This is a genomic window from Bradyrhizobium sp. MI1.7 (assembly GCF_055811795.1).
In genome coordinates, this window is sequence record NZ_JBVVPO010000006.1 from 175,076 (window position 1) to 199,180 (window position 24,105).

General features: G+C 65.0%; 23 protein-coding genes. 8 read left to right on the forward strand and 15 right to left on the reverse strand.

Features of this window, described 5'->3' with window-relative positions; genetic code table 11:
* Window positions 1-33 precede the first annotated feature (33 nt).
* Window positions 34-1,077, forward strand: coding sequence for a 5-methyltetrahydropteroyltriglutamate--homocysteine methyltransferase (locus tag AC0L3X_RS09290; RefSeq protein ID WP_199877108.1), 1,044 nt, complete (start codon window positions 34-36; stop codon window positions 1,075-1,077).
* 91 nt (window positions 1,078-1,168) lie between these two features.
* On the opposite strand, the gene AC0L3X_RS09295 is transcribed toward AC0L3X_RS09290, so the two are convergent.
* Window positions 1,169-2,176: an alpha/beta fold hydrolase gene (locus tag AC0L3X_RS09295; protein ID WP_084795228.1), complete on the reverse strand. Its 1,008-nt coding sequence runs from the start codon at window positions 2,174-2,176 to the stop codon at window positions 1,169-1,171.
* Between the two features lie 299 nt (window positions 2,177-2,475).
* Between AC0L3X_RS09295 and AC0L3X_RS09300 the strand changes: the two genes are divergently transcribed.
* Window positions 2,476-3,339, forward strand: a complete 864-nt coding sequence (locus AC0L3X_RS09300) for an alpha/beta fold hydrolase (protein ID WP_084795227.1) — start codon at window positions 2,476-2,478, stop codon at window positions 3,337-3,339.
* A 165-nt stretch (window positions 3,340-3,504) separates the two neighbouring features.
* Here AC0L3X_RS09300 and AC0L3X_RS09305 read toward each other — a convergent pair whose 3' ends face one another.
* Window positions 3,505-4,263 (reverse strand): SDR family NAD(P)-dependent oxidoreductase, encoded by a 759-nt coding sequence (locus AC0L3X_RS09305; protein WP_063984354.1) that lies wholly within the window; start codon window positions 4,261-4,263, stop codon window positions 3,505-3,507.
* Between the two features lie 167 nt (window positions 4,264-4,430).
* Here AC0L3X_RS09305 and AC0L3X_RS09310 point away from each other — a divergent pair, with 167 nt between their 5' ends.
* The 6 genes from AC0L3X_RS09310 to AC0L3X_RS09335 are packed head-to-tail and all read left to right on the forward strand — an operon-like array spanning window position 4,431 to window position 10,296.
* The gene (locus AC0L3X_RS09310; protein ID WP_063984353.1) at window positions 4,431-5,690 is read left to right on the forward strand and encodes an extracellular solute-binding protein; all 1,260 of its coding nucleotides are present in this window, start codon (window positions 4,431-4,433) and stop codon (window positions 5,688-5,690) included.
* Window positions 5,691-5,692: 2 nt separating this feature from the next.
* Complete coding sequence (locus AC0L3X_RS09315; RefSeq protein WP_063984352.1) at window positions 5,693-6,634, forward strand: carbohydrate ABC transporter permease; 942 nt, start codon at window positions 5,693-5,695, stop codon at window positions 6,632-6,634.
* Window positions 6,627-7,475: a carbohydrate ABC transporter permease gene (locus tag AC0L3X_RS09320; RefSeq protein ID WP_063984351.1), complete on the forward strand. Its 849-nt coding sequence runs from the start codon at window positions 6,627-6,629 to the stop codon at window positions 7,473-7,475. Before AC0L3X_RS09315 ends, AC0L3X_RS09320 begins: the two co-directional genes overlap by 8 nt.
* A gap of 22 nt (window positions 7,476-7,497) precedes the next feature.
* Entirely contained in the window at window positions 7,498-8,595 is a 1,098-nt protein-coding gene (locus AC0L3X_RS09325) for a Gfo/Idh/MocA family protein (RefSeq protein ID WP_354131502.1), read from the forward strand.
* A 10-nt stretch (window positions 8,596-8,605) separates the two neighbouring features.
* Window positions 8,606-9,250 (forward strand): ThuA domain-containing protein, encoded by a 645-nt coding sequence (locus AC0L3X_RS09330; RefSeq protein WP_014496439.1) that lies wholly within the window; start codon window positions 8,606-8,608, stop codon window positions 9,248-9,250.
* Window positions 9,247-10,296, forward strand: a complete 1,050-nt coding sequence (locus AC0L3X_RS09335) for a LacI family DNA-binding transcriptional regulator (protein WP_063986525.1) — start codon at window positions 9,247-9,249, stop codon at window positions 10,294-10,296. Before AC0L3X_RS09330 ends, AC0L3X_RS09335 begins: the two co-directional genes overlap by 4 nt.
* A gap of 71 nt (window positions 10,297-10,367) precedes the next feature.
* On the opposite strand, the gene AC0L3X_RS09340 is transcribed toward AC0L3X_RS09335, so the two are convergent.
* Genes AC0L3X_RS09340 through AC0L3X_RS09400 form a run of 13 tightly spaced genes read right to left on the reverse strand, consistent with a single transcriptional unit; the run spans window position 10,368 to window position 24,101 of the window.
* Window positions 10,368-10,994 (reverse strand): FMN-dependent NADH-azoreductase, encoded by a 627-nt coding sequence (locus AC0L3X_RS09340; protein WP_063986524.1) that lies wholly within the window; start codon window positions 10,992-10,994, stop codon window positions 10,368-10,370.
* 3 nt (window positions 10,995-10,997) lie between these two features.
* On the reverse strand, window positions 10,998-12,572 hold the full coding sequence (locus AC0L3X_RS09345; RefSeq protein ID WP_063984349.1) for an isochorismatase family protein: 1,575 nt from the start codon (window positions 12,570-12,572) through the stop codon (window positions 10,998-11,000).
* 22 nt (window positions 12,573-12,594) lie between these two features.
* The gene (locus AC0L3X_RS09350) at window positions 12,595-13,443 is read right to left on the reverse strand and encodes an N-acyl homoserine lactonase family protein (protein WP_028147221.1); all 849 of its coding nucleotides are present in this window, start codon (window positions 13,441-13,443) and stop codon (window positions 12,595-12,597) included.
* A 30-nt stretch (window positions 13,444-13,473) separates the two neighbouring features.
* Window positions 13,474-14,358, reverse strand: a complete 885-nt coding sequence (locus AC0L3X_RS09355) for an amidohydrolase family protein (RefSeq protein ID WP_283018586.1) — start codon at window positions 14,356-14,358, stop codon at window positions 13,474-13,476.
* Window positions 14,355-15,476, reverse strand: coding sequence for a vWA domain-containing protein (locus AC0L3X_RS09360; RefSeq protein ID WP_231144503.1), 1,122 nt, complete (start codon window positions 15,474-15,476; stop codon window positions 14,355-14,357). Before AC0L3X_RS09360 ends, AC0L3X_RS09355 begins: the two co-directional genes overlap by 4 nt.
* Complete coding sequence (locus AC0L3X_RS09365; RefSeq protein ID WP_063984347.1) at window positions 15,473-16,354, reverse strand: AAA family ATPase; 882 nt, start codon at window positions 16,352-16,354, stop codon at window positions 15,473-15,475. The genes AC0L3X_RS09360 and AC0L3X_RS09365 overlap by 4 nt, the downstream gene beginning before the upstream one ends.
* An 8-nt stretch (window positions 16,355-16,362) precedes the next feature.
* Window positions 16,363-17,385, reverse strand: a complete 1,023-nt coding sequence (locus AC0L3X_RS09370; protein ID WP_473316377.1) for a xanthine dehydrogenase family protein molybdopterin-binding subunit — start codon at window positions 17,383-17,385, stop codon at window positions 16,363-16,365.
* A complete protein-coding gene (locus AC0L3X_RS09375) occupies window positions 17,385-18,977 on the reverse strand; it encodes a xanthine dehydrogenase family protein molybdopterin-binding subunit (RefSeq protein WP_063984346.1) in 1,593 nt (530 codons plus the stop codon). Before AC0L3X_RS09375 ends, AC0L3X_RS09370 begins: the two co-directional genes overlap by 1 nt.
* Window positions 18,978-18,988: 11 nt before the next feature.
* On the reverse strand, window positions 18,989-19,465 hold the full coding sequence (locus AC0L3X_RS09380; protein WP_038941740.1) for a (2Fe-2S)-binding protein: 477 nt from the start codon (window positions 19,463-19,465) through the stop codon (window positions 18,989-18,991).
* Between the two features lie 6 nt (window positions 19,466-19,471).
* Window positions 19,472-20,290 carry an FAD binding domain-containing protein gene (locus AC0L3X_RS09385; RefSeq protein WP_063984345.1) on the reverse strand — a complete coding sequence of 273 codons (819 nt, stop codon included), beginning with the start codon at window positions 20,288-20,290 and terminating at the stop codon, window positions 19,472-19,474.
* A 2-nt stretch (window positions 20,291-20,292) separates the two neighbouring features.
* Window positions 20,293-20,736 carry an SRPBCC family protein gene (locus AC0L3X_RS09390; RefSeq protein WP_473316378.1) on the reverse strand — a complete coding sequence of 148 codons (444 nt, stop codon included), beginning with the start codon at window positions 20,734-20,736 and terminating at the stop codon, window positions 20,293-20,295.
* A 5-nt stretch (window positions 20,737-20,741) separates the two neighbouring features.
* The gene (locus AC0L3X_RS09395; RefSeq protein WP_014496426.1) at window positions 20,742-21,179 is read right to left on the reverse strand and encodes an SRPBCC family protein; all 438 of its coding nucleotides are present in this window, start codon (window positions 21,177-21,179) and stop codon (window positions 20,742-20,744) included.
* A gap of 9 nt (window positions 21,180-21,188) precedes the next feature.
* A complete protein-coding gene (locus AC0L3X_RS09400) occupies window positions 21,189-24,101 on the reverse strand; it encodes a flotillin family protein (RefSeq protein ID WP_063984344.1) in 2,913 nt (970 codons plus the stop codon).
* Window positions 24,102-24,105 lie beyond the last annotated feature (4 nt).

Here is a 24,105-nt window from a genome sequence, read left to right on the forward strand (position 1 = left end):
GCCGCGCTCTATAACAATAAGAAGGAGAATCCCATGCCCATGCCAACGCATATCCTGCCGACCACGGTGGTCGGCAGCTACCCGCAGCCGGAATGGCTGGTGAATCGCGCCATGCTGTCGAAGGTGGTGCCGCGCACGCGGTTGCACGACATGTGGCGGTTGCCGGCAGAGCATCTGGAGGAGGCGCAAGACGATGCGACCATCGTCGCGATCCGCGACATGGAACGCGCCGGCATTGACATCGTGACCGACGGCGAAATCCGCCGCGAGAGCTACTCCAACCGCTTCGCCACCGCGCTCGACGGCATCGACGGGGACAATCCCGCGATGATCGTGGCGCGCACCGGCAACACGCAGACCCCGGTGCCGCGTGTCGTCGGTCCCGTCAAGCGCAAGGGCCCGGTCGAGCTGCACGACATGCAGTTCCTGCGCAAGAACACGGATCGGGCCGCCAAGATCACTTTGCCGGGCCCGTTCACGATGAGCCAGCAGGCCAGGAACGAGTTCTACAAGGACGAGGAAGAGTTGGCGATGGCGCTCGCCGAGGCCGTCAATGCCGAGGCGCTCGATCTGCAGAAGGCAGGCGCGGATGTGATCCAGCTCGACGAGCCCTGGGTGCGCAACAACCCGGATCTTGCCAAGCGCTACGCCGTCAAGGCGATCAACCGTGCATTGCAGGGCATCACGGTGCCGACGGTCGTGCATCTCTGCTTCGGCTATGCCGCGGTCGTGCCGGGCTCGAACAAGCCGGCCGGCTATTCCTTCCTCGCCGAGCTCGACGACACCATTGCCGACCAGATCTCGATCGAGGCCGCGCAGCCGAAGCTCGACCTCGGCGTGCTCAGGGACCTGTCGTCGAAGAAGATCATGCTCGGCGTGCTCGACCTCGCTGATCCCGCGATCGAGAGCGTCGACACCGTGGCCGCCCGTATCCGGAACGGCTTGAAATACGTCTCGCCGGACCGCCTGGTCCCCGCGCCCGATTGCGGCATGAAGTACATGCCGCGCGCAACCGCGTTCGGAAAGCTGAAGGCGATGTGCGATGCGGCGGCCATGGTCCGGCGGGAGATCGGCTAAACAAAGCTAGGCCGGCGAGGATGGTTCGTTCGCCGGCCATCGCCTGGCTATGGCCAGCCTGGTCGAAATCTGCGCGGGCGTCAGCTGCCGTTCAAGCCGACAGGAATTTGGTTAGAAGCTCCGTTGTGTCGGTAGGGTTTTCCTCAGGAAAGAAGTGACCGCCCTTGACGGCCCGACCTTGTACGTTGTCGGCCCACTTCTTCCAAATTCCCAATGCGCCGCCATTCTGCTCGTAGAATGTATCGAGCGGCCCGCCGGAAGCCCAGAGGTGCAGCATAGGGCACTTAATGCGCCTGCCTTCCTTCTGGTCCGCCTTGTCATGCTCGATATCCAGGGTTGCGGCCGCGCGGTACTCTTCGCAGATCGCATGCACCCGAGCCGGATCGCGGTAGGTTTCGATGTATTCCGCTTTCACTTCGGGGCCGAATGAGCCCTGGCCGAAGGGATTGTCGAATACCGCGTCCGGCGCACCGATCAGGTATTTTTCGGGAAGCGGTGCCTTCTGCGAGAGTAGGCTCCATGGCCAGTAGGTCATGGCGAACTTTGCGTCGGCGTGGCCCCAGGCTTCCGAGATCGGCAGCACGTCAAACACTGCGAGACGCTGCACCTTCTCCGGGTGATCGAGCGCAAGGCGGTAGGAAACGCGACCGCCGCGATCGTGTCCAACCAGATCGAATTTGGAAAAGCCAAGCTTATCCATCACGGTGACGAGCTCATTCGCCATCGCCCGCTTTGTATAGGGATAGTGATCCTCCGCAGAGGCGGGAACGCCGCTGCGGCCATATCCACGAAGATCGACGCAGATGACCGTGCGATTACCGGCGAGATGCGGCGCGACATGACGCCACATCAGGCTGGTTCGCGGAAATCCATGGACCATGAGCAGTGGGGATCCGCTCCCGTAGCGCCTGATGAAAATGGTGTTGTCATCGGTCTTGATCTCCTTTGTCTCGAAGAGATCGGAAGCGTTCGAGGTGGAATTGTTTGGGGATTGGCCGGCCGCGCGTCGCGGTAGAAGCGCCAGTGATAGAGCGGCGCTCGATGCAGCGGTCATCACCTGGACGAAGGTGCGGCGCTCGATCTTTGTCTTTTCTGTCATCCCTGAGGTCCTTCGAGGTTCGCGCGACGCTCCTGGCAAACGCCCCCTCAATGACGACGCGGTGAGACATGTTAGCACCTGCGTGGAAGCGCGCTTTCGCAGGATTAGCGTCACTGAACCGTTCGTGCTGATGATTTCGGTCATCCCGCTGGCGCGATGGGGCAGAGGCGGGGAGCAGTCGGGAAGTGATCGTTGGAATGATCCTCCGCCTGTAACCAATTTGGTCGCGTCGCCGAATAGCGGGAGGTCAGGGTAAGCGGAGGTGCGTCAACGCAAGCCGCCAGAGCAATGGAGGATCCATGTCCGACGAAATCAACCACGATCGCCGGCGTTTCGTTGGTGCTGCGGCAACGACAGTAGCTGCAGCACAATTCGGCGTGATCGCGCCGGCGGTTGCGGATCCCCGAGCGAGCAAGAAGGTCGCCCGCGACGTCAGCAGAAGATCGGAAACCGCGGGGACGGACGCCACCGTCGTTCTCGTCCACGGCGCCTGGGCAGACGGTTCAAGCTGGGCGCACGTCATTACGCTACTGCAGTCCGAGGGACTGAAGACGATGGCGGCGCCGATCCCGCTCACATCGCTATCGGATGATGTTGCGGCGCTTGAGCGAGCGTTGGAGCGGACCGACGGGCCGGTTGTCCTTGTCGCGCATGCCTATGCCGGCGCCGTCATTGGTGCGGTCACGCAGGACAGAGTGCGGTCGCTGGTCTTCATTTCGGCTCTCTCTCCCGACGAAGGCGAAACAGTCGCGCAAATATTCTATCGCGACAAGCCGTCGCCGGAGGCGCCGAAACTCACCCCCGACAGTCATGGTTTCCTCTGGATGCCGAACGACCGATTTGGCGCGGCCTGGTGCCAGCATGCCCGACCTGAGCAGGCTGCGCTCCTTGCTGCGATCCAGCGTCCCATTGCCGTCGCGGCAATCCAGGAAAAGGCTCTGAAAGCTGCATGGAAGGCAAAGCCGTCGTGGTACCTGGTCGCCGAGGAGGATCGAATGATCAATCCGGCGACACAGCTATTCCTGGCACGACGGATGGGTGCGCAGGTTCGCTCCGAGAAAGTCGATCATGCATCGCCGATCACCGCGCCGAAGCTGGTCGCCGGAATGATACGCGAGGCCGTCGCCAACGCAGGTCCGAACGCCACGCAGCAACACGGCTGAACTATCGCTATCGGTGCGATATGGTTGAAAGTGCCATTGGCATCTTTTCCAATAGGCGTCGCGACCTCGGCTTGTGCAAACAACTGGACGGAGTCACCAGCTGAATCTTAGTCAGCGGGGGGACCAGGTTCGAGCTCTGGTCCCGCCCACGACCCACAAAGCATCTCACACCCAGCCGCCATCCACGACGTAGTGCTGAGCGGTGCAGGCGGAGGCCTCGTCGGACGCGAGGAACAGGGTGAATTTCGCGACCTCGTCCGGTACCAGCCGACGCTTCAGGCACTGTCGCTGCTGCAGTTCGATCTCGCCCGCCGGCGTCATCCATTTCTCGAGCTGGCGCTCGGTCATGATCCAGCCCGGCGCGATCGCGTTCACGCGGATGTTGTAGGGACCGTAATCGCGCGCGAGGGAGCGCGTCAGGCCGACCACGCCCGACTTGCTGGCCGTGTACGCGGCCATGCCGCCTTGACCGGCCATCCACGACACCGAGCCGAAATTGATGATGGCGCCGGCATTCGCCGCCTTCATGTCCGGCAGCACGGCTTGGGCGGCGAAGAACTGGTGCTTCAGGTTCACCGCGATGCGGTCGTCCCAGTATTCCGGCGTCATCTCCTCGGTTTTGTGCCGTTCGTCATGTGCGGCATTGTTGACGAGGATATTGATCGCGCCGTGTGCTTTGCGCGCCTCGGCGACGCCGGCGCGCAACGCGGCGATGTCAGTCAGGTCGACGCGCTGGAAATGCGCAGCCAGACCCTGATCCGACAGCTCGCGTGCGAGGCGTTCGCCCTCGTCGGCCTTGATGTCGAAGAACACGACATTGGATTTCTGCTGCGCGAAGCGCCGCACGATCGCAGCCCCAATCCCCGATGCGCCACCGGTGACGAGAACGACCTTGCCGGCAAGGTCGGAATAAACGGCGGCCATGGGCACCTCTCAAGTTGCGTTGCGGGCGGTGCGAGGCGCCGCCCAGTTGTCCCGCCAACCTTAGCCATTCCCCGCGTGAGGTGCATAGATCAGAATTTTAGTTGCGTACCTCAAAAATCGAAGGCAGGATTGCAGCCAAAGAATAAGAGCCGGTTGGGAGGAATGTGATGAGACTGCTCGGGAAGCTGGGACTCGCCGCCGCCGCATGCCTGCTTTGGGCCAACTCCGCCGCGGCCGACACGACGGTCAAGTGGTTGCACATCGAAGCCAATCCGGCCCAGGTGAAGATCTGGGAGGAGGTTGCGCGGGCCTATGAGGCGTCGCATCCCGGCACCAAGATCGAGATGCAGTTCCTCGAGAACGAGGCCTACAAGGCCAAGCTGCCGACCATCCTGCAATCCAAGGACCGGCCGAACATCATCTACAGCTGGGCCGGCGGCGTCCTGAAGACGCAGATCGAGGCTGGCGTCCTCGACGACATCACCGATCAGGTGAAGGGTTACAGCGATAGCCTCACGCCGGCAGCGCTCGCCGCCTTTACAGCCAACGGCCGCGTTTATGGTCTTCCGACCGCGCTGTCGCAGGTTGGCTTCCTCTGCAACAAGGAGCTGATGGCCAAGGCAAAGGTCGATCCTGCGGGGATCAAGAGCTGGGACGATCTGCTTGCCGCGGTGAAGACGTTGAAAGCCGCCGGCGTGACCCCGATCGTGGTCGGCGGGGCCGACAAATGGCCGCTGCACTTCTATTGGACGCATCTGGCGGTGCGCGTCGGCGGCAAGGCGGCGTTCGATGCGGCGTTGAAGGGCGAGAATGGTGGCTTCGCCGGCGAGACCTTCCAGAAATCCGGCGAGCTGTTCAAGCAGCTGGTCGATCTGCAGCCGTTCCAGAACGGTTTCCTCGGCTTCAAGAATCCGCAGGCCGTCGGCTATTTCGGCGATGGCAAGGCGGCGATGACGCTCGCGATCTCGACCGTCTATCATCTGCAGCGTGCGCTTGCCGCCGACAAGGTCGGATTGAGCGAAGACAAGATCTGCTGGTTCGACTTCCCGGTCGTGGCCGGCGGCAAGGGCGCGCCAACCGATACGCTTGGCGGCATCACCGGCTGGCTGATCACCAAGGGCTCGCCGAAGGAGGCCGTCGATTTCCTGAAATACTTCGTCTCCAGGGACGTGCAGACGCGGCTTGCTGCGGGCAACTTCATCATCCCGGTGGTGCAGGGAGCGGATGCCGGTCTCAACAACGCCTTCATGAAGCTGATCGCGGCCAATCTGGCGAAGTCGAACTACCACCAGAACTTCTATGACCAGAGCCTCGGCCCCTCGGTTGGCCGCGTCGTCAACGACGTCACCGCCGAGATCGCCGGCGGCAGCATGAGCCCGCAAGACGCGGCCAAGGCGATCGAGGCGGCGTGGAAGCAGGGTAACTGACGGTGGCACGCCGGGCCGCGAGCGTGTCGGCGATGGACGTTGCCGGTGAGCTGGTCCCGCGGGTCGCCAACCGCGGCCCGAGCTGGGACGGCAGGCTGACGGTCCTGATCCTGTTCCTGCCGCCGGCGCTGCTGTTGTTCACGCTGTTCGTGGTGCTGCCGATCGGCGAGGCGGCCTGGTACTCGGCCTTCAACTGGAACGGGTTCGGCAGGCCGACCAACTGGATCGGCTTCGACAATTACCGTTTCGTGTTGGAGACACGCGCCTTCTGGCTCGCGCTGCGCAACAACGGGCTGATCATCGCTGTTTCGCTCGCCATCCAGCTGCCGCTTGCGCTCACGCTGGCCTTGATGCTCGCCGAACGCTTTCGCGGGGCGGTGGCGCTGCGCATGCTGTTCTTCATGCCTTATATCCTGGCCGAGATCGCGACCGGGCTGATCTTCAGCTTCGTCTACGACGGCGATTACGGCCTTGTCGCCTCGATCTGGCGTACCTTCGGCGCCGAGCCCCCGCATCTGCTGGCCTCGACCGACACGGCCATGCTGGCTGTGCTGATCGTCGTCGTCTGGAAGTACTTCGGTTTCCACATGATGCTGTTCATCGCGGCGCTCCAGGGCCTCGACAAAAGCCTGATCGAGGCCGCGCGCATCGACGGCGCGACGCGTTCGCAAGCCCTACGACATGTGGTCATCCCCTTGCTCTATCCGACGATTCGGCTCTCGGTGTTCTTCGCCATCGTCGGCTCGCTGCAGCTGTTCGACCTCGTTATGCCGCTGACGCGCGGGGGGCCCGCGGACTCCTCGAACACGCTGGTGAGCTTCCTCTACAACAACGGCATCTCCCGCATGCGGGTCGGCTATGGCAGTGCCATCGGCGTCATTCTGTTCACGATCTGCGTGACCTTTGCCTTCACGTACAAGCGATGGTTCATGCGTGATGAGTAGCACCGAGACCAGTCGTACGCCGTTCGATCCTGCCGTGCTGTTCAAGGCGGTGTTCCTCGCCGTCGTTGCCGTCTTCGTGCTGGTGCCGCTGCTCGCGACCTTGCTCGGCGGCTTCAAATCGCTCGGCGAATTGCGCGTCAATCCGTTCGGCCTGCCACGTCACTGGGAGTGGCAGAATTATGCCGACATCCTGTTCTCCGCACGCTACTGGCAGCTTCTGCGCAACTCCCTGATCATCTCGACGCTTACGGTGACCCTGACCCTGATCGTCGCCTCGATGGCGGCGTTCACCTTCGCCCATGTCAGGTTCTACGGCTCATCGATGCTGCTGAGCTACCTGACGCTCGGCCTGCTGTTTCCGGCGGCGACCGCGGTGCTGCCGCTGTTCATCAAGGTGCGCGATCTCGGGCTGCTCGATACCTATTTTGGCGTGGCGCTGCCGCAGGTGGCCTTCGGCCTCGCGATGAGCGTGCTGCTGCTGCGGCGTTTCTTCAAGGACATTCCCTATGAACTGCTCGAGGCCGCGCTGGTCGACGGCTGCAGCTACATCAAATTCTTCCGCTATGTGACGCTGCCGTTGTCGCGACCGATCCTGGCGACCGTCGGGACCATCACTTTCGTCAACAGCTGGAACGCCTATCTGTTGCCGCTGGTGATGCTCAACACCGATGCGCTCTATCCCTGGCCGCTCGGCATCATGGTTTATCAGGGTGAGTATTCGTCCGAATGGAACCTGATCCTGGCCTTCATCACGCTGACCATCCTGCCAACCATCATTCTCTTTCTTCTGGCGCAGAAGCACATCGTCGCCGGCCTCACCGCAGGCGCGGTCAAGGGATGAACGATACCTTACGGAGATCACAATGAGAAAAGTCGGCATCGGAATCATCGGCTGCGGCAATATCAGCACCGCCTATCTGAAGGCGGCCCAGCGCTTTCCGGTCATGGAAATCAAGGCGCTCGCCGATATGAGCAGCGATGCGGCGGAGCGGCAGGGTGCCGCCTTCGGGCTGCCGGCGATGCGGGTCGATCAACTGCTCAAGCGAGAGGATGTCGAGATCGTCATCAATCTCACGGTGCCGCTCGCCCACACCGACGTCAGCCTCGCGGTGCTGAACGCGGGCAAGCACGTTCATTCCGAGAAGCCGCTCGGCATCAACGTTGCGGAAGCCCGCAAGGTGATGGATCTCGCCGCGCAGAAGGACCTTCGCGTCGGCTGCGCGCCCGATACGTTTCTTGGCGGTGGCCACCAGACCGCGCGCAAGCTGATCGACGATGGCGCGATAGGCACGCCGGTCGCGGGCAGCGTCTTCTTCGGGTGCCCTGGCCATGAGCGCTGGCACCCGTCGCCGGGCTTCTATTACCTTCGCGGCGGAGGGCCGATGCTCGACATGGGGCCGTACTACATCACGGATCTCGTGCAGCTGCTTGGCCCGGTCGCAAGCGTGATGGGCTCGACGGCGCGCTCGAAATCCGAACGGCTGGTCACCAGCCAGCCGATGAACGGCACCCTGATTCCGGTCGAGGTTTCGACCCATGTCGCCGGCACGCTCGAATTCGAGAGCGGGGCGGTCGTCTCGATCGCGATGAGCTTCGACGTGCCGAAGCACCGGCACGCGCCGATCGAGATCTATGGCGACAAGGGCAGCATGCTGGTGCCGGACCCGAACCGGTTCGGCGGCGAGGTGCAGGTCGCGAAGACTGGCGGTGAATGGGAGCCGGTGCCGCTGACCCACGGTCATGTCGACGGCGAGTTTCGTTCCATCGGTGTGGCCGACATGGCTTCCGCGATCCTGAACAACCGCCCGCATCGCGCCAGCGGCGCGCTCGCTTTCCATGTGCTCGAGGTGATGGAGGCATTCCAGACCTCCGCCGACGAAGGACGCCGCGTCAAGATCGGGAGCTGCGTCGAGCGGCCGGCGATGCTGCCGGCCGGACGTGAAACCGGACAGATCGACTGAGGGAATGACCATGCGCAAGGCAATGATTGTATGGGGCGGCTGGCCGGGACACGATCCCGATCTCTGTGCCTCGATGATCCGCGGCTGGCTGAAGGCGGAAGGCTTCGAGGTCCGGGTCGAGACCACGACGGCGGCTTTCGCCGATCCTGCGATCCACGATCTGTCGCTGATCATCCCGATCTACACTATGTCGAAGATCGAGAAGGCGGAAGCGCTCAATCTCTGCGCGGCGGTGCGTGGCGGCGTCGGGCTGGCCGGGCATCATGGCGGCATGTGCGATGCGTTCCGCGAGTCCGTCGACTACCAGTTCCTGTGTGGCGGGCAGTGGGTCGCGCATCCCGGCAACATCATCGACTACAAGGTCGACTTGACGAAGCCGGATGACCCCATCATGAAGGGGCTGAAGAGTTTCGAGCATCGTTCCGAGCAGTACTACATGCATGTCGACCCCGCCAACGAGGTGCTGGCGACGACGACCTTCACGGGCGAGCACGCGCCCTGGATCGACGGCGTGGTGATGCCTGTGGTCTGGAAGAAGCGATACGGCGCGGGCAGGGTGTTCTACTCCTCGCTCGGCCACCGCGCTTACGAGCTCGACGTACCGGAGATCCGCACGTTGATGACCCGCGGCATGCTGTGGGCGGCGCGGGAATGACAGCTGGCGCGACCCAGCCGACGGTTCGCGCTACGCTTGAGGACGTCGCACGCGCCGCGGGCGTTTCGCTCGCTACCGTCGACCGAGTCGTCAACCGGCGCGAGGGCGTGCGTGCCAAGACCGTCGCGCGTGTCGAAGCTGCGGTTGCAAAACTCGGCTATCGTGCCGACGTCGCGGCCGCGCGGCTCGCCCGCGGGCAGACGTTCCGCTTCGCCTTCGTGCTGCCGAGCGGCAGCAACAGCTTCATGACCAACCTGGCCGAGCAGGTCCAACGCACCGCGGACTGGCTCGCCGGCCACCGCGGCTTCATCGATATCCTCCATGTCGACGTGTTCGATCCGGATGTGCTCGCTGGTGCGTTGGAAAACCTGTCGCCGGCCTATCAGGGCGTCGCCGTCATCGCGCTCGACCATCCCAGGGTGCGCGCCGCGATCGACGAGCTCGCCGCGCGCGGGGTCGCCGTGGTGACCCTGGTGTCGGACGCGCCGAGCTCGCGGCGGCTGCATTATGTCGGTATCGACAACCCGGCCGCGGGGCGAACTGCGGCAACGCTGATGGGGCGTTTCCTCGCCGGCCGCGAGGGGAAGGTTGCCGTGATCGCGGGATCGTTATCGCTGCGCGATCACACCGAGCGGCAGTTCGGCTTCCACCAGATCCTGTCCAGCGAGTATCCGAACCTGCTCGCGCTGCCGGTGATCGAAGGCCGCGACGACAGCGAGCGCACGCGGGAGCTCACGGCCGCGCTGCTGGCGCGCCACGCCGATCTCCGCGGCATCTACTGCTGTGGCGCCGGGAACCGCGGCATCGCCAATGCGCTGGAGGCCTTGGGCCGCGCGCGCGAAGTGGTCTGGATCACGCACGAGCTGACCCAGTACACGCGGCGTTTCCTGGTCCGCGGCACGCTCGATGCCATCATCAACCAGGATCCCGGTCACGAGGCGCGGTCTGCGGCGCGAGTTCTGCTCGCGCATTGTTCGGGTGAGCCCATCAGCCCCGACCAGGAGCGCATCCGAATCGACATTTTTCTGCGGGACAACCTGCCGTGATTAGCGTTCGCAGGTGATACGCAGCTTGCTTCGATAGATGTCGCGAAGCGACGCAGCGGCCTCAACGGTGCTCAGAAGTTCGCTGCCATTGCTGCGAGGTGCTGATGGGCTCTTTCGCGGGCAGCCTCGATGGGCTGTTGCGGTCCGGTGGTTGGCCCGATCGGCACGAAACGGACATTGCTGATACCGATAAAGCGCAAAATTTCCCGCAGGTAAGGCGTTGCCATGTCGATGCGCCCGCGGTTCATTCCGGTGGCGAAATCGCTGCCACTGGCGAGGATCACCGTGGTCGGCCGGTCCTTCAGCAGCGGGAGATATCCCAGGGAGGGATCGAACCGAAAGGTGAGCCCAGGCTGGACGATGATATCGAACCATTGCTTGAGCTTGTAGGGAATGCTGAAGTTCCACATCGGCGTCGAGATCAGCACCCGATCGGCCAGTGAAAAGCGCAGCGCCATCCGCTCGGCCTCGGCAAAGCTGTCCCGTTGCGCGTCGTTGAAGGGCTGCGCCTTCATGCGCGCATATTTGGCCTCGACGATGGGACCTGCGAATTCCGGCAGCCGCTCGCGCCAGAGATCCACGACGTCGATATCCCAGTCCGGACGGGCCTGCCGAAACCCGTCAAGAAAGACGCGCGCGCCGGCGCTCGACTCGGAGTCGGCGCGGGGCGAGCAGGAGAGGTGCAAAAGCTTTGCCACCACTCATCCCAGCGCTCTGATGACGGCGTCCGCCCGGGTGACGATTGCGACGTTCTGCATGGCAAAATTGATCGAGGCGGAGTGCCAGTCGGCATTCATGGTCGAGCAGCAGTCTTCCGGCACAATCATGAAATAGCCCTTGTCGGCGCCGGTGCGCGCGGTGTGCTCGACCGACATGTTGGTCCATGCGCCGGTATTGATGATCATGTCGCGCCCCGTGGCCTTGAGGATCGTCTCTAGCCGGGTGCCCTCCCAGGCGCTCATCCGCATCTTCTCGACGACGAAATCGCCGGGCCGCGGCTCGAGGCCGGAGACCGGGGCGGCGCCCCAGCTGCCGCGCACCATCGCCTTGCTGTCGACGAGACCCTCGAACAGCGGTGCGTTCAGCGTCACGCCGGGTGCGCCGGGCTCGACCACGAACCAGACATGGATGATGGCGACGCCGCGCGCGCGAGCTGTCTCCGCCAAGCGCCGGACGTTCTCGACCACATGCTGTTGCTTCGCATGACCCGGTGCGCCTGACTCGGCGAATGCGCCGCCATCCATGATGACGTCGTTCTGAAGATCCTGGATGATCATGGCGCAGCGGCTCGGATCGAGCCGCATCTCGCCGTCGGCGAGGATGGGCGCCGCAGCCGCGGGGCCGGCGCTTGCGCCGCCGCTGCCGCGTTTGCCGCTCATATAGGGCTCATGACGCGGCCCGGCCTTGGTCGGGATCGCATAGACCGAATGCGTCGACGTCAGATAGAGCGTGCGGAAATCCGGGCCACCCCAGGCAAGGTTGGCGACGAGCTCAGGCACGCGGACCTTCCCCAGCAACTCGCCGCGCGGCGAATAGACCCAGACACCGCCGGGGGCGGTGACCCAGACATTGCCATGCTGGTCGCACTTCATGCCGTCGGGCAGGCCCGGCTCCAGCTCGGAGCGGATGCCGCTCGCGAACACGCGCGCGTTCGACAGCGAGCCGTCGCCGTTGACGTCGAATACGCGGATCAGCGCCTGCACGGTGTCGTTGACATAGAGCAGTTTCTCGTCGGGCGAGAAGCACAGCCCGTTCGGCTGGTCGAACAAATTGCGGTCCACCACGAGCGTCGGCTCGCCGCCGGGCATGACGCGATAGACGCCCTGGAAGCCGAGCTGGCGCGGCCGCTCGACACCATAGACCGGCATGCGGCCATACCAGGGATCGGAGAAATAGATGGCACCGGAGGAGTGCACGCAGACGTCGTTGGGGCTGTTGAGCTCCTGTCCCTGGAAGTGCGAGGCCAGCACCTCGCGCCGCCCGTCCGGTCGCTCACGGATCAGCGACGAGGTCGCGTGCTCGCAGACGATCAGATTGAGCTCGGCATCGTAGGTCATGCCGTTGCATTTGTTCGACGGGCGCTTGACCTCCGCGACGCCGCGCCGCGCATCCCAGCGCCGCCGCACGTCGCCCGGCATGTCCGAGAACAGGAGATAGTGATCGACCGGATGCCAGATCGGCCCCTCCGTGAAGTCAAAACCCGTTCCGACCTGCGCGACCGGCGCGTAGGGGTCGATCAGGCTCTCGAATTCGGAGCGCAAGGTGACGTGCGTCATCGGTCGATATCCTCAGGTCACGTCAGGCAGGGAACCAGTTGCGCGCAGGCAGCGACTGCACGATCGGGCCGGGGACCTGGTCGTGCAGCCGTCCGACGACCATGCCGCCCTCGATCTTGGCCGGCCTGTCGTGCACCGGCAGCAGATAGCGCGAATTGCTGAGCAGCTTCTTGATCGATGCCTTCTCGGCCCGCTTGCTGGTGCCGTGGTTTCCCGTCGTCCGCGGCTCCCAGTCGTGGATCTCGTTGAATGGCGTGACGATCTGGTCGTTGAAGTCGTAGATCACGTCGCCGCAGATCGTCGCGATGCCGTCGGCAGTCTCGACGATGACGTTCATCGATCCCTCGGTATGTGCATTGGCCGCATCGCAATAGACGCCGGGCATCAGCTCGATAGGACCTGTGATCTCGAGGTCGAGGAAGCGCAGCGCACTCTTGGTGTGCAGTCGGTCGATGAGATGCTTGATGTCGGGCGCCGGATATTGCGGATGCATCAAGCCGGAGACGGAATATTCGAGTTCTTTCCGGTTGAGGACGACGGTCGTATTCATCGGAAACAGATCGTCCTTGCCGGCGTGGTCGATGTGCAGATGGGTGTGGCAGACGAAGCGGACGTCGCCCATGCGCACGCCGTGGCGGGCGAGCTGGTTCTCGATCATGTGCTCATGGTATTGCAGGCCGCGCATCCCGAGCGTTTCCATGATCTGGTTGGAGCGGTAACCGGTATCGACCACGACCGGATATTTGCCGCCGAGGATCAGAAAGCCGAGGGTGAGGACGCGGCGCGTGCGGCCGCAGTCGCGGCCGAGGACCAGAAAGCTCGATTCCAGCTCGATATCGCCATAGTCCAGGATCTTGATCTCCAGCGCCATTCGTTTCCCTCCCTGTTCTGTTCTTGTCTGTCAAAGCCGGTAGACGCGCGTTGCCGTCGTCCCGAAAATTGCGTCCTGCTGCTCGGTCGTCAGCCTCGCGGCTGCGGCACGAAAGGCGTCGACGAGCTCCCGATAGCTGGTCCACAATTTCTCGATCGGAAAATTGGAGCCAAACAGGCAGCGCTCCGCGCCGAAAATCGCGACGGTATCGGTAAGGACGGCCGCGATGTGTGCGGGATCGTTGCGATGGATGAAGGTGCCGAGCCCGGAGAGTTTTGAGACCACGTTCGGACAGACCGCGAGCCGGGCCATCCCGGCGCGCCAGGCGGCCCGGCCCGCCGGCGAGAGGTCTTCCAGCATGCCGGCATGCTGGAGGATGAAGGTCACCCTGGGGCAGGACTCGGCGAGTTGCGCCGCGTCCGGCATCTGCGGCGTGAAGACCTGGAGGTCAAAGCTCCAGCCGTAGTCGGCCAGGCGTGCGATGTTGCGGCGGACCATGGGATCGACGCAGAGATCGGGCTTGGCCGCGAAGCGATAGAGCGGATTGTCGTGCCAGTGCAGCTGCATGCGCACGCCGCGCACGAGCGGGTAGCGCTTCAGGCGATCGAGTTGCGGGCGCACGTCGTCGACGGCGAAATCGGCGTAGGCGACGATGGCATGCGGCCAGCCGTGCTCGTCGGCAGTCTGTTGGACCCAGGCGGCTTCATCCTCGAAACGGTCGTTGGCCCAGTTGGTCTGGACATAGACCGAACGGGTGACGCCGGTGTCCTTGAGGTCGTCGAGATATTCCCGGATCGGATAATCGCGACGGATCGGCTCGTAGGGTCCAAAGATGCGCGGCTGCATTGGGCCGGTCAGCCAGGGCAGGTCGGCCTGCCGCCAGATGTGATGATGGCCGTCGACAATGTCGCTCACGCCGCTCTCCTCCGTCCCAACGTCAGAATGTGCGCGACAATCGACGCGCTTGAACCGCCATCCACGAGATCATCGACGAAGCGCTCTATGGCCACCAGCGCCTCGGTCTGCGGGCGGAAGTCCGGGCCCGTCGCGAGCGGCGTCAGCCAGCTCACGCGCCAGGCGCGCCGCGACAGCTTTGCGACCGCGTCGCGTAACGCATGGACTTCGCCGCGCTCCAGCCCGTCCGACACGACGACGACGGCCGCGCCTCGCGCGTAACCACCGAACCGCGGCACCGCGAGGAAGGCTTGCAGCGCGTCGCCGATGCGGGTGCCGCCATCCCAGTCGCTGACGAGGTGCGCCGCCGCGCTCAGCGCCTGCTCGCGACGCTTGAGGCGCAATGGGCGGGTGACGCGGGTCAGCCGCGTGCCGAAGGTGAAGACCTCGACATTGGGCGCGGCCTGTACCAGCGCATGCGCGAGCTTCATGTTCTCCTCGGTGCGCGTCTTCATCGAGCCGGAGACGTCAATCAGCAGCAGGAGTTTTCGTCGGCGCGGGCGCCGCTTCAGGTGCCCGAGCCGCAGGATCTCGCCGTCGTTCCGGACACACTCGCGCAGGGTTCGGCGAAGGTCGGCAAACGGCCCGCGGCGGGCGCGCATGCGCCGGTGGCCGCGACGCTGCGGCAGGCGCCGGGAGGCCTCGCGCGCCAGGCGGCGGAGCGCGTCGGTGGCGGAGAGCTGGGCGAAGCGGCGCTCCACCAGCGCCTCGGTGCGCGTCGCACTGAGGCCGGATTCGTTGGCTTCGTCGGAAAACAGGGGGTCCTGTTCGCCGCGGCCCTCTTCCTGGAGCCGGACAGTCTCGTCGTCCTCGCCGTCATCGACATGTTCGATGGCTTCGCTGCCGCGGAAGTGCAGGTCGAACAGCCGGTCGAAGGTCGTGCGGCGCTCGGGTGGCGGGGCGAGCGTGGCCAGAGCCGATTGCCTGATGTCGTTGAGGTCGCGCGGCCCGAGCAGCTCGATCGCGGCGAGATAGGAGGTGGTCTGCTCGGGCGCGACGGCAAAGCCGTTGGCGCGCAGCAGCGCGACGAAGGAGACGAAGATGCGGGCGGCGCGCGGAAGCTCCGGCTCGGTGCTCATGCGGTTGCCTCCGCGAGCATGACGTCGAGCCGTGGCGAGATGAAGTGCAGGTCTTCCTCGTCTTTCAGCGCCACGCCGATCGAGCGCCTGAAGGCGTCGGGCCAGCGCGCACCGCCCTTGTGAAGGAGCGTCGCCGCTTCAGCCCAGTCGACGGCTTCCGCGATGCCTGGTGCCTTGCTGAGCGGCTCGCGGCGCAATTTGCCGACGGCCGCGACGACGGCCCGCGCGGTCGCCTCGGCGACGCTGGAGGCCCGCAGCATCACGATACGCGCCTCCCGCTCTTCGGTGGGATAGTCGATCCAGTGGTAGACACAGCGGCGGCGCAAGGCTTCGTGCAGGTCGCGCGTTCGATTCGATGTCAGCACGACGACAGGACGTTCGGCCGCGCGCACTGTGCCGCGTTCGGGGATCGAAATCTGGAAGTCCGAGAGAAATTCGAGCAGGAACGCCTCAAACTCCTGGTCGGCGCGGTCGATTTCATCGATCAGCAGCACGGTGGAGTCGGGCGCGCGAAGCGTCGCCAGCATCGGCCGCTCTATCAGAAACGTCTCGCCATAGATGTCGATGCTCTCGTCGCCAGCCTGGCGGATCGCGAGCATCTGGCGTGGATAGTTCCACTCGTAGAGCGCGGCCGAGGCGTCGATGCCCTCGTAGCATTGCAGGCGAATGAGGCGGCGGCCGAGGACGGCGGCGATGGCCTTCGCGGCCTCGGTCTTGCCGACGCCGGGGGCGCCCTCGAGCAGGAGCGGTTTGCCGAGGGCAAGGCCGAGATAGGCCGCGGTCGCGAGCCCTTCATCGGCGAGGTAATAGGCCGCCCGAAGCGCCTTCTCCAGCGCTTCGGGGCTGTCGATGCCAACGATGTTGCTGCGAACTGCCATGGCCAGTCTCAGCGTCGCGCCTGTGGCCGCGCGCCGCCCTGGGTCTTGATCGCGCGCAGCAACTTTTCCGGCGTAATCGGCAGATCGTCGATGCGGACGCCGACGGCGTTGAAAATCGCATTCGCGACAGCCGGCAGCACAGGATTGGCGCACATTTCGCCCGGTCCCTTGGCGCCGAACGGGCCATCTGGCGCGGGGCGCTCCAGCACGGCGATATCGTGCGGGCAAATGTCGCCCGGGCCGGGCATCAGGTATTCGACGAAGTCGCGGGGGCCGTGAACGGGGTCGGGATAGTGAGGCTCCGTCGTCTCGTACAGCGCGTGGCTGATGCCCATCCACGCGCCGCCCACGAGCTGCTGCTCGACCAGGCGCGGATTGAGCGCGCGGCCGAGCTCATAGGCGGAGTCCATGCGGACCATCGCGACTTCACCGGTCTCGTCGTCGACCTCGACCTCCGCCACGAGACAGGCATGGGCGTAGCAGGTCGCCGGAGACATCTCGCCGGTTTCGGGGTCGACGTTGGACAGGGGCACGAGGAATATGCCGCGGCCGGAGATGGTCTTGCCCTGCTTGAACTGGGCGGCGATGGCGACGTCCTTGGTCGAGATCGAGCGATGCGGCGCACCCTTGACGTGAATGTTACCGCGCCCGTCAGTTTCGAGATCGGCGGCGTTGACCTCGAGCTCCTCGGCGGCCGCCTCCATCATCACACCGCGCGCCTCGCGCGCCGCGGCCATCACCGCATTGCCGACGCGATGGGTGCCGCGCGAGGCGAAGGAGCCCATGCAATGCGGACCGGTGTCGGAATCCGCAGTGTCGACATAGACGTCCTCGACAGGAACGCCCAGCGTCTCCGCGCAAATCTGCCGCGTCACCGACTTCATGCCCTGGCCAAGGTCGATCGACGACAGCGCCACCGTGAACTTGCCGCTCGGGTTGGAATGAACCAACGCCTGGCTGGGATCGCCGCCGAGATTCATGCCGATGGGATAGTTGATCGACGCCATGCCGCGTCCGCGATGCCGGGTCATCAGCGTCTCCTGGTGCCGAACACGGAGGAGAAGCGGGGCGCGCCATGCGAGGGCGCGGCCGGCCGCGGTGGAGGTGGCGACGGCGCGGGGGGCGGCGGCTCGCGCGGTGGTTCGCGGGTGACGGTGGGTGGGAGCCGGTCATAGCTGGTGCGCTGCTGGACTGGCGCGGCCGGCCGGCTGCGCGAATCCGTCGGTGTCGGCGGGATAACGGCACGGCTGCCGCCGCCGTCCTTGCGCGACGACGCTCGCTTGAACTCCTCTCGGATCGGCCATTTCGCCTTCTCGGCGGCGACCTGGACGCATTCGATCAGTGCGGTGTTCTTGGCTTCACGCCGATGCGCCTTCATGTCGCCGTCGCGATAGGCATTGAGGATCCGGAACTCCATCGGGTCCATGCCGACGAGGTTCGCCAGCTTGTCCATCTGGCACTCGATCGCAAAATCCATCGCGGTGACGCCGAAACCGCGCATCGCCGTCGCGGGCGTCCGGTTGGTGAAGACGCAATAGACGTCGCCATAGACATTGGGGATAGTGTATGGCCCGGGCAGATGCGCGGCGCATTTCACGGCGGCGTAGCTGGAAAGCCTCGTATAGGCGCCGCTGTCGAAATAGGCGCGGATTTTTCGCGCGATGACACGGCCATCCCGCATCACGCCGTCCTTGATGTAGATGCGCTCGGCCCCGCGGGGCGGGCCGTACTGCATCTCCTCCTCGCGGCCGAACACATAGCGGACGGGACGCCCGGTCAGCATCGCGCCCAGGATCGCGAGCGGCTCGGTCAGCGTATCCACCTTGCCGCCAAAGCCGCCGCCGACCGTGCCGCCGATGAAGTGAAAGGTGTTGGAAGGCAGGTCCAGGATCTTGGCGCAGGTGTCGACCGAGAAGAACAGCGCCTGCGTCGAGGTGTAGACGACGTAGCGCCCGTTGGTGTCGGGCGCAGCGATCGCGCCATTGGTTTCGGTCGGCGCGTGCTCGATCGGAGACATCTGGTAGCGCTGTTCGAGCACGTGGTCGGCGGTCGCGAGCGCGGCGTCGGCATCGCCGAAGCGCAGCTTCTGGTGATCATGGACGTCGTGATAGATGAAGGCGTTCTTCGGATAGGTCTCGTTGACGACGGGCGCCCCGGCCTTGAGCGCGTCCTCGACGTCGAGCACGACCGGCAGCGGCTCGTAGTCGATCCGCACCTTTGCGATCGCCTCGAACGCCTCGCGCTCGCTGTCCGCGACGATGGCGACGACCGGTTCACCCTTGTAGCGGACCTTGTCCGCCGCCAGCGTAGGCTCGTCGTCCTTGCCAAAGTTGATGAGGCTGAGAAGCGTGTTGAGATTGCGCGGCACGTCGGCGCCGCGGATGATCCGGCGTACGCCGGGCGAGCGTTCGGCTTCCGTGGTGTCGATATGGCGCAACCGCGCGTGCGCCTGCGTCGAGCGGACCACTTTCAGATGCAGCATGCCCTGAAGCTTGTGATCGTTGAAATAGCTCGACGTGCCCGTGACATGGCCGAGCATGTCCTGGCGCTGGGTGCCCTTGCCGATCTCATTGAGATTGTCGTCGCGCTCGTCGGCGAAGATGTCCTTGCGCAGTTCCAGCATGACAAGATCCTTTAGGCACTGGCCCGGCCGCCCGAAGCGGCGAGGATGGCATCGATGATGGGTTCGTAGCCGGTGCAGCGGCAGATGTTGCCGGAGATCGCCTCGACGACCTCAGCGCGGCTAGGCTGCGGATTGCGATCGAGCAGCGCCTTTGCGGCCATCAGCATGCCCGGCGTGCAATAGCCGCATTGGGCGGCGAAATTGTCGGCGAAGGCACGCTGGAGCGGATGCAGGTTCGGGCCCTGCTTGAGGCCGTCGAGCGTCTCGACCGATCGGCCGGCGACGGTTTCCGCCAGCGTCAGGCATGACAGGTGCAACTCGCCGTCGATCAGCACACTGCAGGTGCCACAGCCGCCCTGGCCGCAGCCGAATTTCGGCGTCATATCGCCGATCAGTTCGCGCAGAGCCACCAGCAGATTGGTGCCGCCATCGACGAAGATCGCGACGTCGCGGCCGTTATGACGAAATTGCAGGGCGGTTTTGGCCATGACGAGCTATTCCTGACCCGAGAGGAGACGGCGCAGATGGACGCCGGCGATCTCGCGGCGATACCAGGCGCTGCCGAGCGCATTGTCGAAGGGGGAGGCGCCCTCGGTGACGGCGGACGCCGCCGCTCCGATGGTCGCGGCATCCAGCGAACGACCCTCGAGCACACGCTCGGCGGCGCGTGCCCGAATCTGGGTCGGCGCCATCGAGCCCAGCGCGATCCGTGCCCCGGCGATCCGTCCGCCGCTGATCGGCAGATGGGCTGCGAGCGTAATGACGGAGCCGCCCTTTGGCTTGATACGAGCGACCTTGTGGTAGCGGAAGGCGTCCGCGCTCGCCGGCCGTGCGCAGGACACCGAGAGCACCAGCGTGCCGGCCTGCCGCTCGCGCGACTGCAAGAACTCTTCGATGGCGATGTCGCGCGTGCCAAAGCCGCCCTGCACGGCGACGGTGGCATCGAGCGCAAGCAGCGCCACCGTGAAGTCGCCATAGGGACTTGGCGCGAACAGGTTGCCCCCGACCGTGCCCATGTTGCGCACCGCGGGTCCGCCGATCGAGCGGGCAGGGGCGTGCAGGAAGCCGAGGTCGCGCTCGGCGAGGATTTTTGCGAAGGTGATGCCGGCTCCGAGCGTCACGCGCGGGCCCGACGCGTCGATCCGGGTCAGGGCTTGGTCGCTGGCGCGGATGACGGTCGAGACGGAGACGTCACCCTCGTTCAGCGCCCGCATCACCAGCGTGCCGCCGCCGAGATAGCGTGCGCCGCGATCTGCCGACAGCGCGCCGGCCGCTTCGCTGGTGCTGGCAAAAGTCTTCACTGTCACGGCCATTGCTATGCCGCCTCCTTCAGGTGCCGGCGGATTGCCTCGAAGCCGGCTTGATAGATGTCTTCCGCGACCATGTGGACGATGCGATCGCGGTCCTCCGGCCGGGTGCTGAAGCGCGACTCCCAGTGCCAGAAGGTGCGGTCGCCGTCGGTCACCGGCAGCAGCCGGACGTGCGCCACGTAGTTGAACATCGGCACCGGCGTATCGAGCAGGCAATAGCTGAAGGTCTGCTCGAGATCGGAGAGCGCCAGCAATTGCTCGCGCAGCTCCGATCCGTCCTGCAGCTTGAAGCGCCTGACACAGCCGATCTTGTCAGGAGAGTGCGCGCGCTCGATCGTGGAGGTCGCGACCGCCGGATGCCAGCGATCGTGTCCGTTGAAATCGCGCAGCACGTCCCACACCGCATCGATCGGTGCATCCAGGATCGTGCTTTTCACGATATGCGGCACGGAGCTCACCCTCCGAACTGGCGCTTGAGGGCGTCGAAGCCGCCCTGGAACACGCCGCCGCCGATATTGCCGACGAGCTCCGCTTCCCGTTCGGGTGCGCAGTCGAACTCGGCGGTCCATTCCATGAAGGTCTGGTCGCCGTCGGTGACCGGCGTCAGCCGTAACGTCGCGACGTAGTTCTCGACGCCCATGGGGGATTCCAGGATCGAATAGGTGCAGAACATGTCGTAGTCGGAAAGGCCGAGCAGCTTCTCGCGGATGCGGTCGCCGTTGCGCAGGCGAAAATCCCTGACACAGCCGATCTTGTCCGAGGGCTCGCCGCCCTCGATGCGGCTTTCCGCGATCGCGGGATGCCAGTTCGGCATGCCGTTGAAGTCGCGCACCCGCGCCCAGACGCGATCATTGCGCGCATTGACGACGGTTGAGACATAGACGCGGGCCATGATGTGACCTCAGCTCTTCTTCCGGGGGCTGCGCTCCGCGGGCGGCTCGCCCTCGGTGGAAGGCGAGGGAGCTGCAGCCGGCTTCTCGCCGCCTCCGCCTCCACCGCCGCCCTTGCGGGCGGACTCCTTGATGCCTTGCATGTCGCGGGCCTCGCGGATCAGGCCCGGCATCTTGGCGAGGCTGCCGCCCTCGACGCCGATATCCGCCAGAAGCGAATCGATGAGCGGCGCCTGCACGCGGTAGCGTAGCGCCGAGTCGATCACCTCGTCGGTGGCGCTGCGGCCGCCATTGCCACCATGGCCGTTGCCGTTGAGGCCGTCGACCTGGAGGATGCGGATGCCCTCGATCTTCTCCATCGGCTTGACGCTCTCGCGCACGATGCCTTCGATGCGGTCGAGCAGCTTTCTGCGGAATAGGGAGTAGCGGGCTTGGTCGGTCAGCACGTTCTCGGCCTCGTTGAGCAGCCGCTGCGCCTCGGCTTCCACGGCCGCGCGAACGCGCTCGGCTTCGGCTGCAATTCGGGTTTCCTCGGCCTGCTTCTCGGCGATCACGATTTCCACGCTCTTGCGACGCCTGGCGATCTCGTTTTCACGTGCGGTGATGACGCGCTCGGTGGCCTCCGTCGCATGTATCCGCGCTTCCTCGGCCGAGGCCCGGGCGGCGGATTCTTCCAGCGACTTCAGGTGGATCGCGATCGCCTTCTCCATCAGAACGGTCTCGACCTCTTTCTCGCGATTGACTTCGAGCTTCCGCAACTCGCGCTCACGGCCGATGCGGGCCTCATCCAGGCCGCGGTCGGAGGCAATGCGGGCGCGCTCGACCTCCTCGCGTGCGGCAATCTCGGCTTCCTGGAGCGACTGGACGCGGGCGACCTCGAGTTGCTCGATCGAGCGGCGGCGTTCGATCCGCGCCGCCTCCAGCGCCTGCTCGCGCGAGACGTCGGTGGTCTCGACGTCCTTGCGTGCGACGATCTCGGCCTGCTTGACCTGGCGGTCGGCGTCGATGCGTTCCGAGCGCTTGGTGGAGAGCGCGATGACGCGGTCTTCGTCCGCGATCTCGATTGCCTTCTTCTGCTCGATATTGAGCACTTCGCGCTTCTTGGACGAATTGATCCGCTCGGACTCCAGCGCGAGATCGACGCCGATGCGCTGGCGCTCGATTACGTCGCGACGCTTGAGGTCGGCTGCCTCGACTGCGGCGGTCCGCTCGATCTCCAGCGCCTTGGTCTCCCTGTCGGCCTGGATCCGCTCGGCCGCGATCGCCTTCTCCTGCGCGATGCGCGCGGCCTCGATCGCTTCGCGGGAGGCGATATCGGCTTCCTCGACGGCGCGGTTGCGGGCGATCTCGAGCGAACGAACTCGTTCCTCCTGGGCGATACGGGTGGCTTCCGTCGCCTCGCGTGCCGCGATTCCCGCGACGTCGAGTGCCTGGTTCCGCTCGATCTCCAATTGCCGCGTATTCTGCTCAGCGGCGATGCGCTCGGCGGCAAGTGTCCGCTCACGGGCGATGCGCGCGGCCTCGACCGCGCGCTGGGCCTCGATCTCGGCTTCCTGGATCGTGCGCACCTGCTGGATCTCAAGCGCGCGGGTGCGCTCGTCTGACGCGATGCGCTCGACATTGACAATCATGGTCTGGGCGATGCGGGCCTTTTCGGTCGCTTCGCGGGCGGCGATCTCGGCTTCGTCCACGGCGCGGGTCCGCTCGATCTCGCGGCGCCGTGTCTCTTCCTCGTTGGCAATACGGGCGTCGGTCACCACCCGGTCCTGCTGGATACGCGCTTTCTCGATCGCCTCGCGGGCGGCGATCTCGGCTTCTTCGATAGTACGCATCCGCTCGATTTCGCGCTGGCGCACCTCGCGCTCAGAGGCGATGCGGCTGGTGTCGATCGAGCGCTGGTTGGCGATCCGGGTCTTCTCGATCTCCTCGCGGGCGAGCAATTCCTTCTCTTCGATGGTGCGGGTGCGCTCGATCTCCCGTTGGCGCGTCTCGCGCTCCGAGGCGATGCGGGCTTCCGCGATCGCCTGGTCGTTGGCGATGCGTGCCTTCTCGATGGTCTCCCGCGCGGAAATCTGCGCCTGCTCGGCCTCGGTCTCGCGCAGGGCCCGCTCACGCGCGACCTCGGTGCGTTGCAGGGCGCGGCGCATCTCGATGTCACGCTCCTGCTCGAGGCGCGCCGTCTCACTTTCGCGCTCGATCTCGAGGGCCTGTCGCTCGGCCTCCAGATTCCGGGAGCGGATCTTGATCATCGAATCCTGCTCGATGTCGTTGCGCAGCTTGCGCTTGGCCTCGATGTCCTCCATCAGGCGTGTCAGACCTTCGGCGTCGAAGCGGTTCGAGGGATTGAAGAATTCGAGATCGGTCTGGTCGAGATCGGTGATCGCGACGGACTCCAGCTCGAGTCCGTTCTGAGCGAGGGCCTCGGCCGCGTTCGCCTTGACGCGGGCCACATACTCGCCGCGTTGCTCGTGCATCTGTTCCAGGGTCATCTCCGAGGCAATCGAACGGATCGCGGAGATGAATTTGCCGGCGAGCAGGGTGTGGAGCTTCTCGGGCTCCATGGTGCGGCGGCCGAGCGTGGCGGCGGCGATGGACACGGCTTCGCGGGTCGCCTGAACGCGGACATAGAAGTCGGCCTCGATGTCGACGCGCATGCGGTCCCGGGTGATCACGGCGTCCTGCCGGGAGCGCACGATGCCCATCGGCTGCACGTTCATGTTGACCGGCGTGTAGTCGTGGATGAAGGGCAGCACGAACGCGCCGCCGTTGATCACGACGCGCTCGCCGAGCAGGCCGGTCCGGACGAATGAGGTCTCCTTGGACGAGCGATGGTAGAGCCAGTTCACGATGTAGACGCCGACCACGATCACCACGATGGCGACGATCAGCCAGAGGATCAATTCACCGACCAGAGTCCCTGACATATTT

Excerpts from the sequence above, each read along its gene's own strand:
- AC0L3X_RS09335 (WP_063986525.1), top strand. The coding sequence starts at position 9,247 with ATGACAGCTGGCGCGACCCAGCCGACGGTTCGCGCTACGCTTGAGGAC.
- AC0L3X_RS09360 (WP_231144503.1), bottom strand. The coding sequence starts at position 15,476 with ATGAGCACCGAGCCGGAGCTTCCGCGCGCCGCCCGCATCTTCGTCTCC.
- AC0L3X_RS09385 (WP_063984345.1), bottom strand. The coding sequence starts at position 20,290 with ATGGCCGTGACAGTGAAGACTTTTGCCAGCACCAGCGAAGCGGCCGGC.
- AC0L3X_RS09380 (WP_038941740.1), bottom strand. The coding sequence starts at position 19,465 with ATGGCCAAAACCGCCCTGCAATTTCGTCATAACGGCCGCGACGTCGCG.
- AC0L3X_RS09350 (WP_028147221.1), bottom strand. The coding sequence starts at position 13,443 with ATGGCGCTGGAGATCAAGATCCTGGACTATGGCGATATCGAGCTGGAA.
- AC0L3X_RS09345 (WP_063984349.1), bottom strand. The coding sequence starts at position 12,572 with ATGACGCACGTCACCTTGCGCTCCGAATTCGAGAGCCTGATCGACCCC.
- AC0L3X_RS09290 (WP_199877108.1), top strand. The coding sequence starts at position 34 with ATGCCCATGCCAACGCATATCCTGCCGACCACGGTGGTCGGCAGCTAC.
- AC0L3X_RS09400 (WP_063984344.1), bottom strand. The coding sequence starts at position 24,101 with ATGTCAGGGACTCTGGTCGGTGAATTGATCCTCTGGCTGATCGTCGCC.
- AC0L3X_RS09305 (WP_063984354.1), bottom strand. The coding sequence starts at position 4,263 with ATGGCCGCCGTTTATTCCGACCTTGCCGGCAAGGTCGTTCTCGTCACC.
- AC0L3X_RS09365 (WP_063984347.1), bottom strand. The coding sequence starts at position 16,354 with ATGGCAGTTCGCAGCAACATCGTTGGCATCGACAGCCCCGAAGCGCTG.
- AC0L3X_RS09295 (WP_084795228.1), bottom strand. The coding sequence starts at position 2,176 with ATGACAGAAAAGACAAAGATCGAGCGCCGCACCTTCGTCCAGGTGATG.
- AC0L3X_RS09310 (WP_063984353.1), top strand. The coding sequence starts at position 4,431 with ATGAGACTGCTCGGGAAGCTGGGACTCGCCGCCGCCGCATGCCTGCTT.
- AC0L3X_RS09300 (WP_084795227.1), top strand. The coding sequence starts at position 2,476 with ATGTCCGACGAAATCAACCACGATCGCCGGCGTTTCGTTGGTGCTGCG.
- AC0L3X_RS09325 (WP_354131502.1), top strand. The coding sequence starts at position 7,498 with ATGAGAAAAGTCGGCATCGGAATCATCGGCTGCGGCAATATCAGCACC.
- AC0L3X_RS09395 (WP_014496426.1), bottom strand. The coding sequence starts at position 21,179 with ATGGCCCGCGTCTATGTCTCAACCGTCGTCAATGCGCGCAATGATCGC.
- AC0L3X_RS09370 (WP_473316377.1), bottom strand. The coding sequence starts at position 17,385 with ATGACCCGGCATCGCGGACGCGGCATGGCGTCGATCAACTATCCCATC.
- AC0L3X_RS09375 (WP_063984346.1), bottom strand. The coding sequence starts at position 18,977 with ATGCTGGAACTGCGCAAGGACATCTTCGCCGACGAGCGCGACGACAAT.
- AC0L3X_RS09330 (WP_014496439.1), top strand. The coding sequence starts at position 8,606 with ATGCGCAAGGCAATGATTGTATGGGGCGGCTGGCCGGGACACGATCCC.
- AC0L3X_RS09320 (WP_063984351.1), top strand. The coding sequence starts at position 6,627 with ATGAGTAGCACCGAGACCAGTCGTACGCCGTTCGATCCTGCCGTGCTG.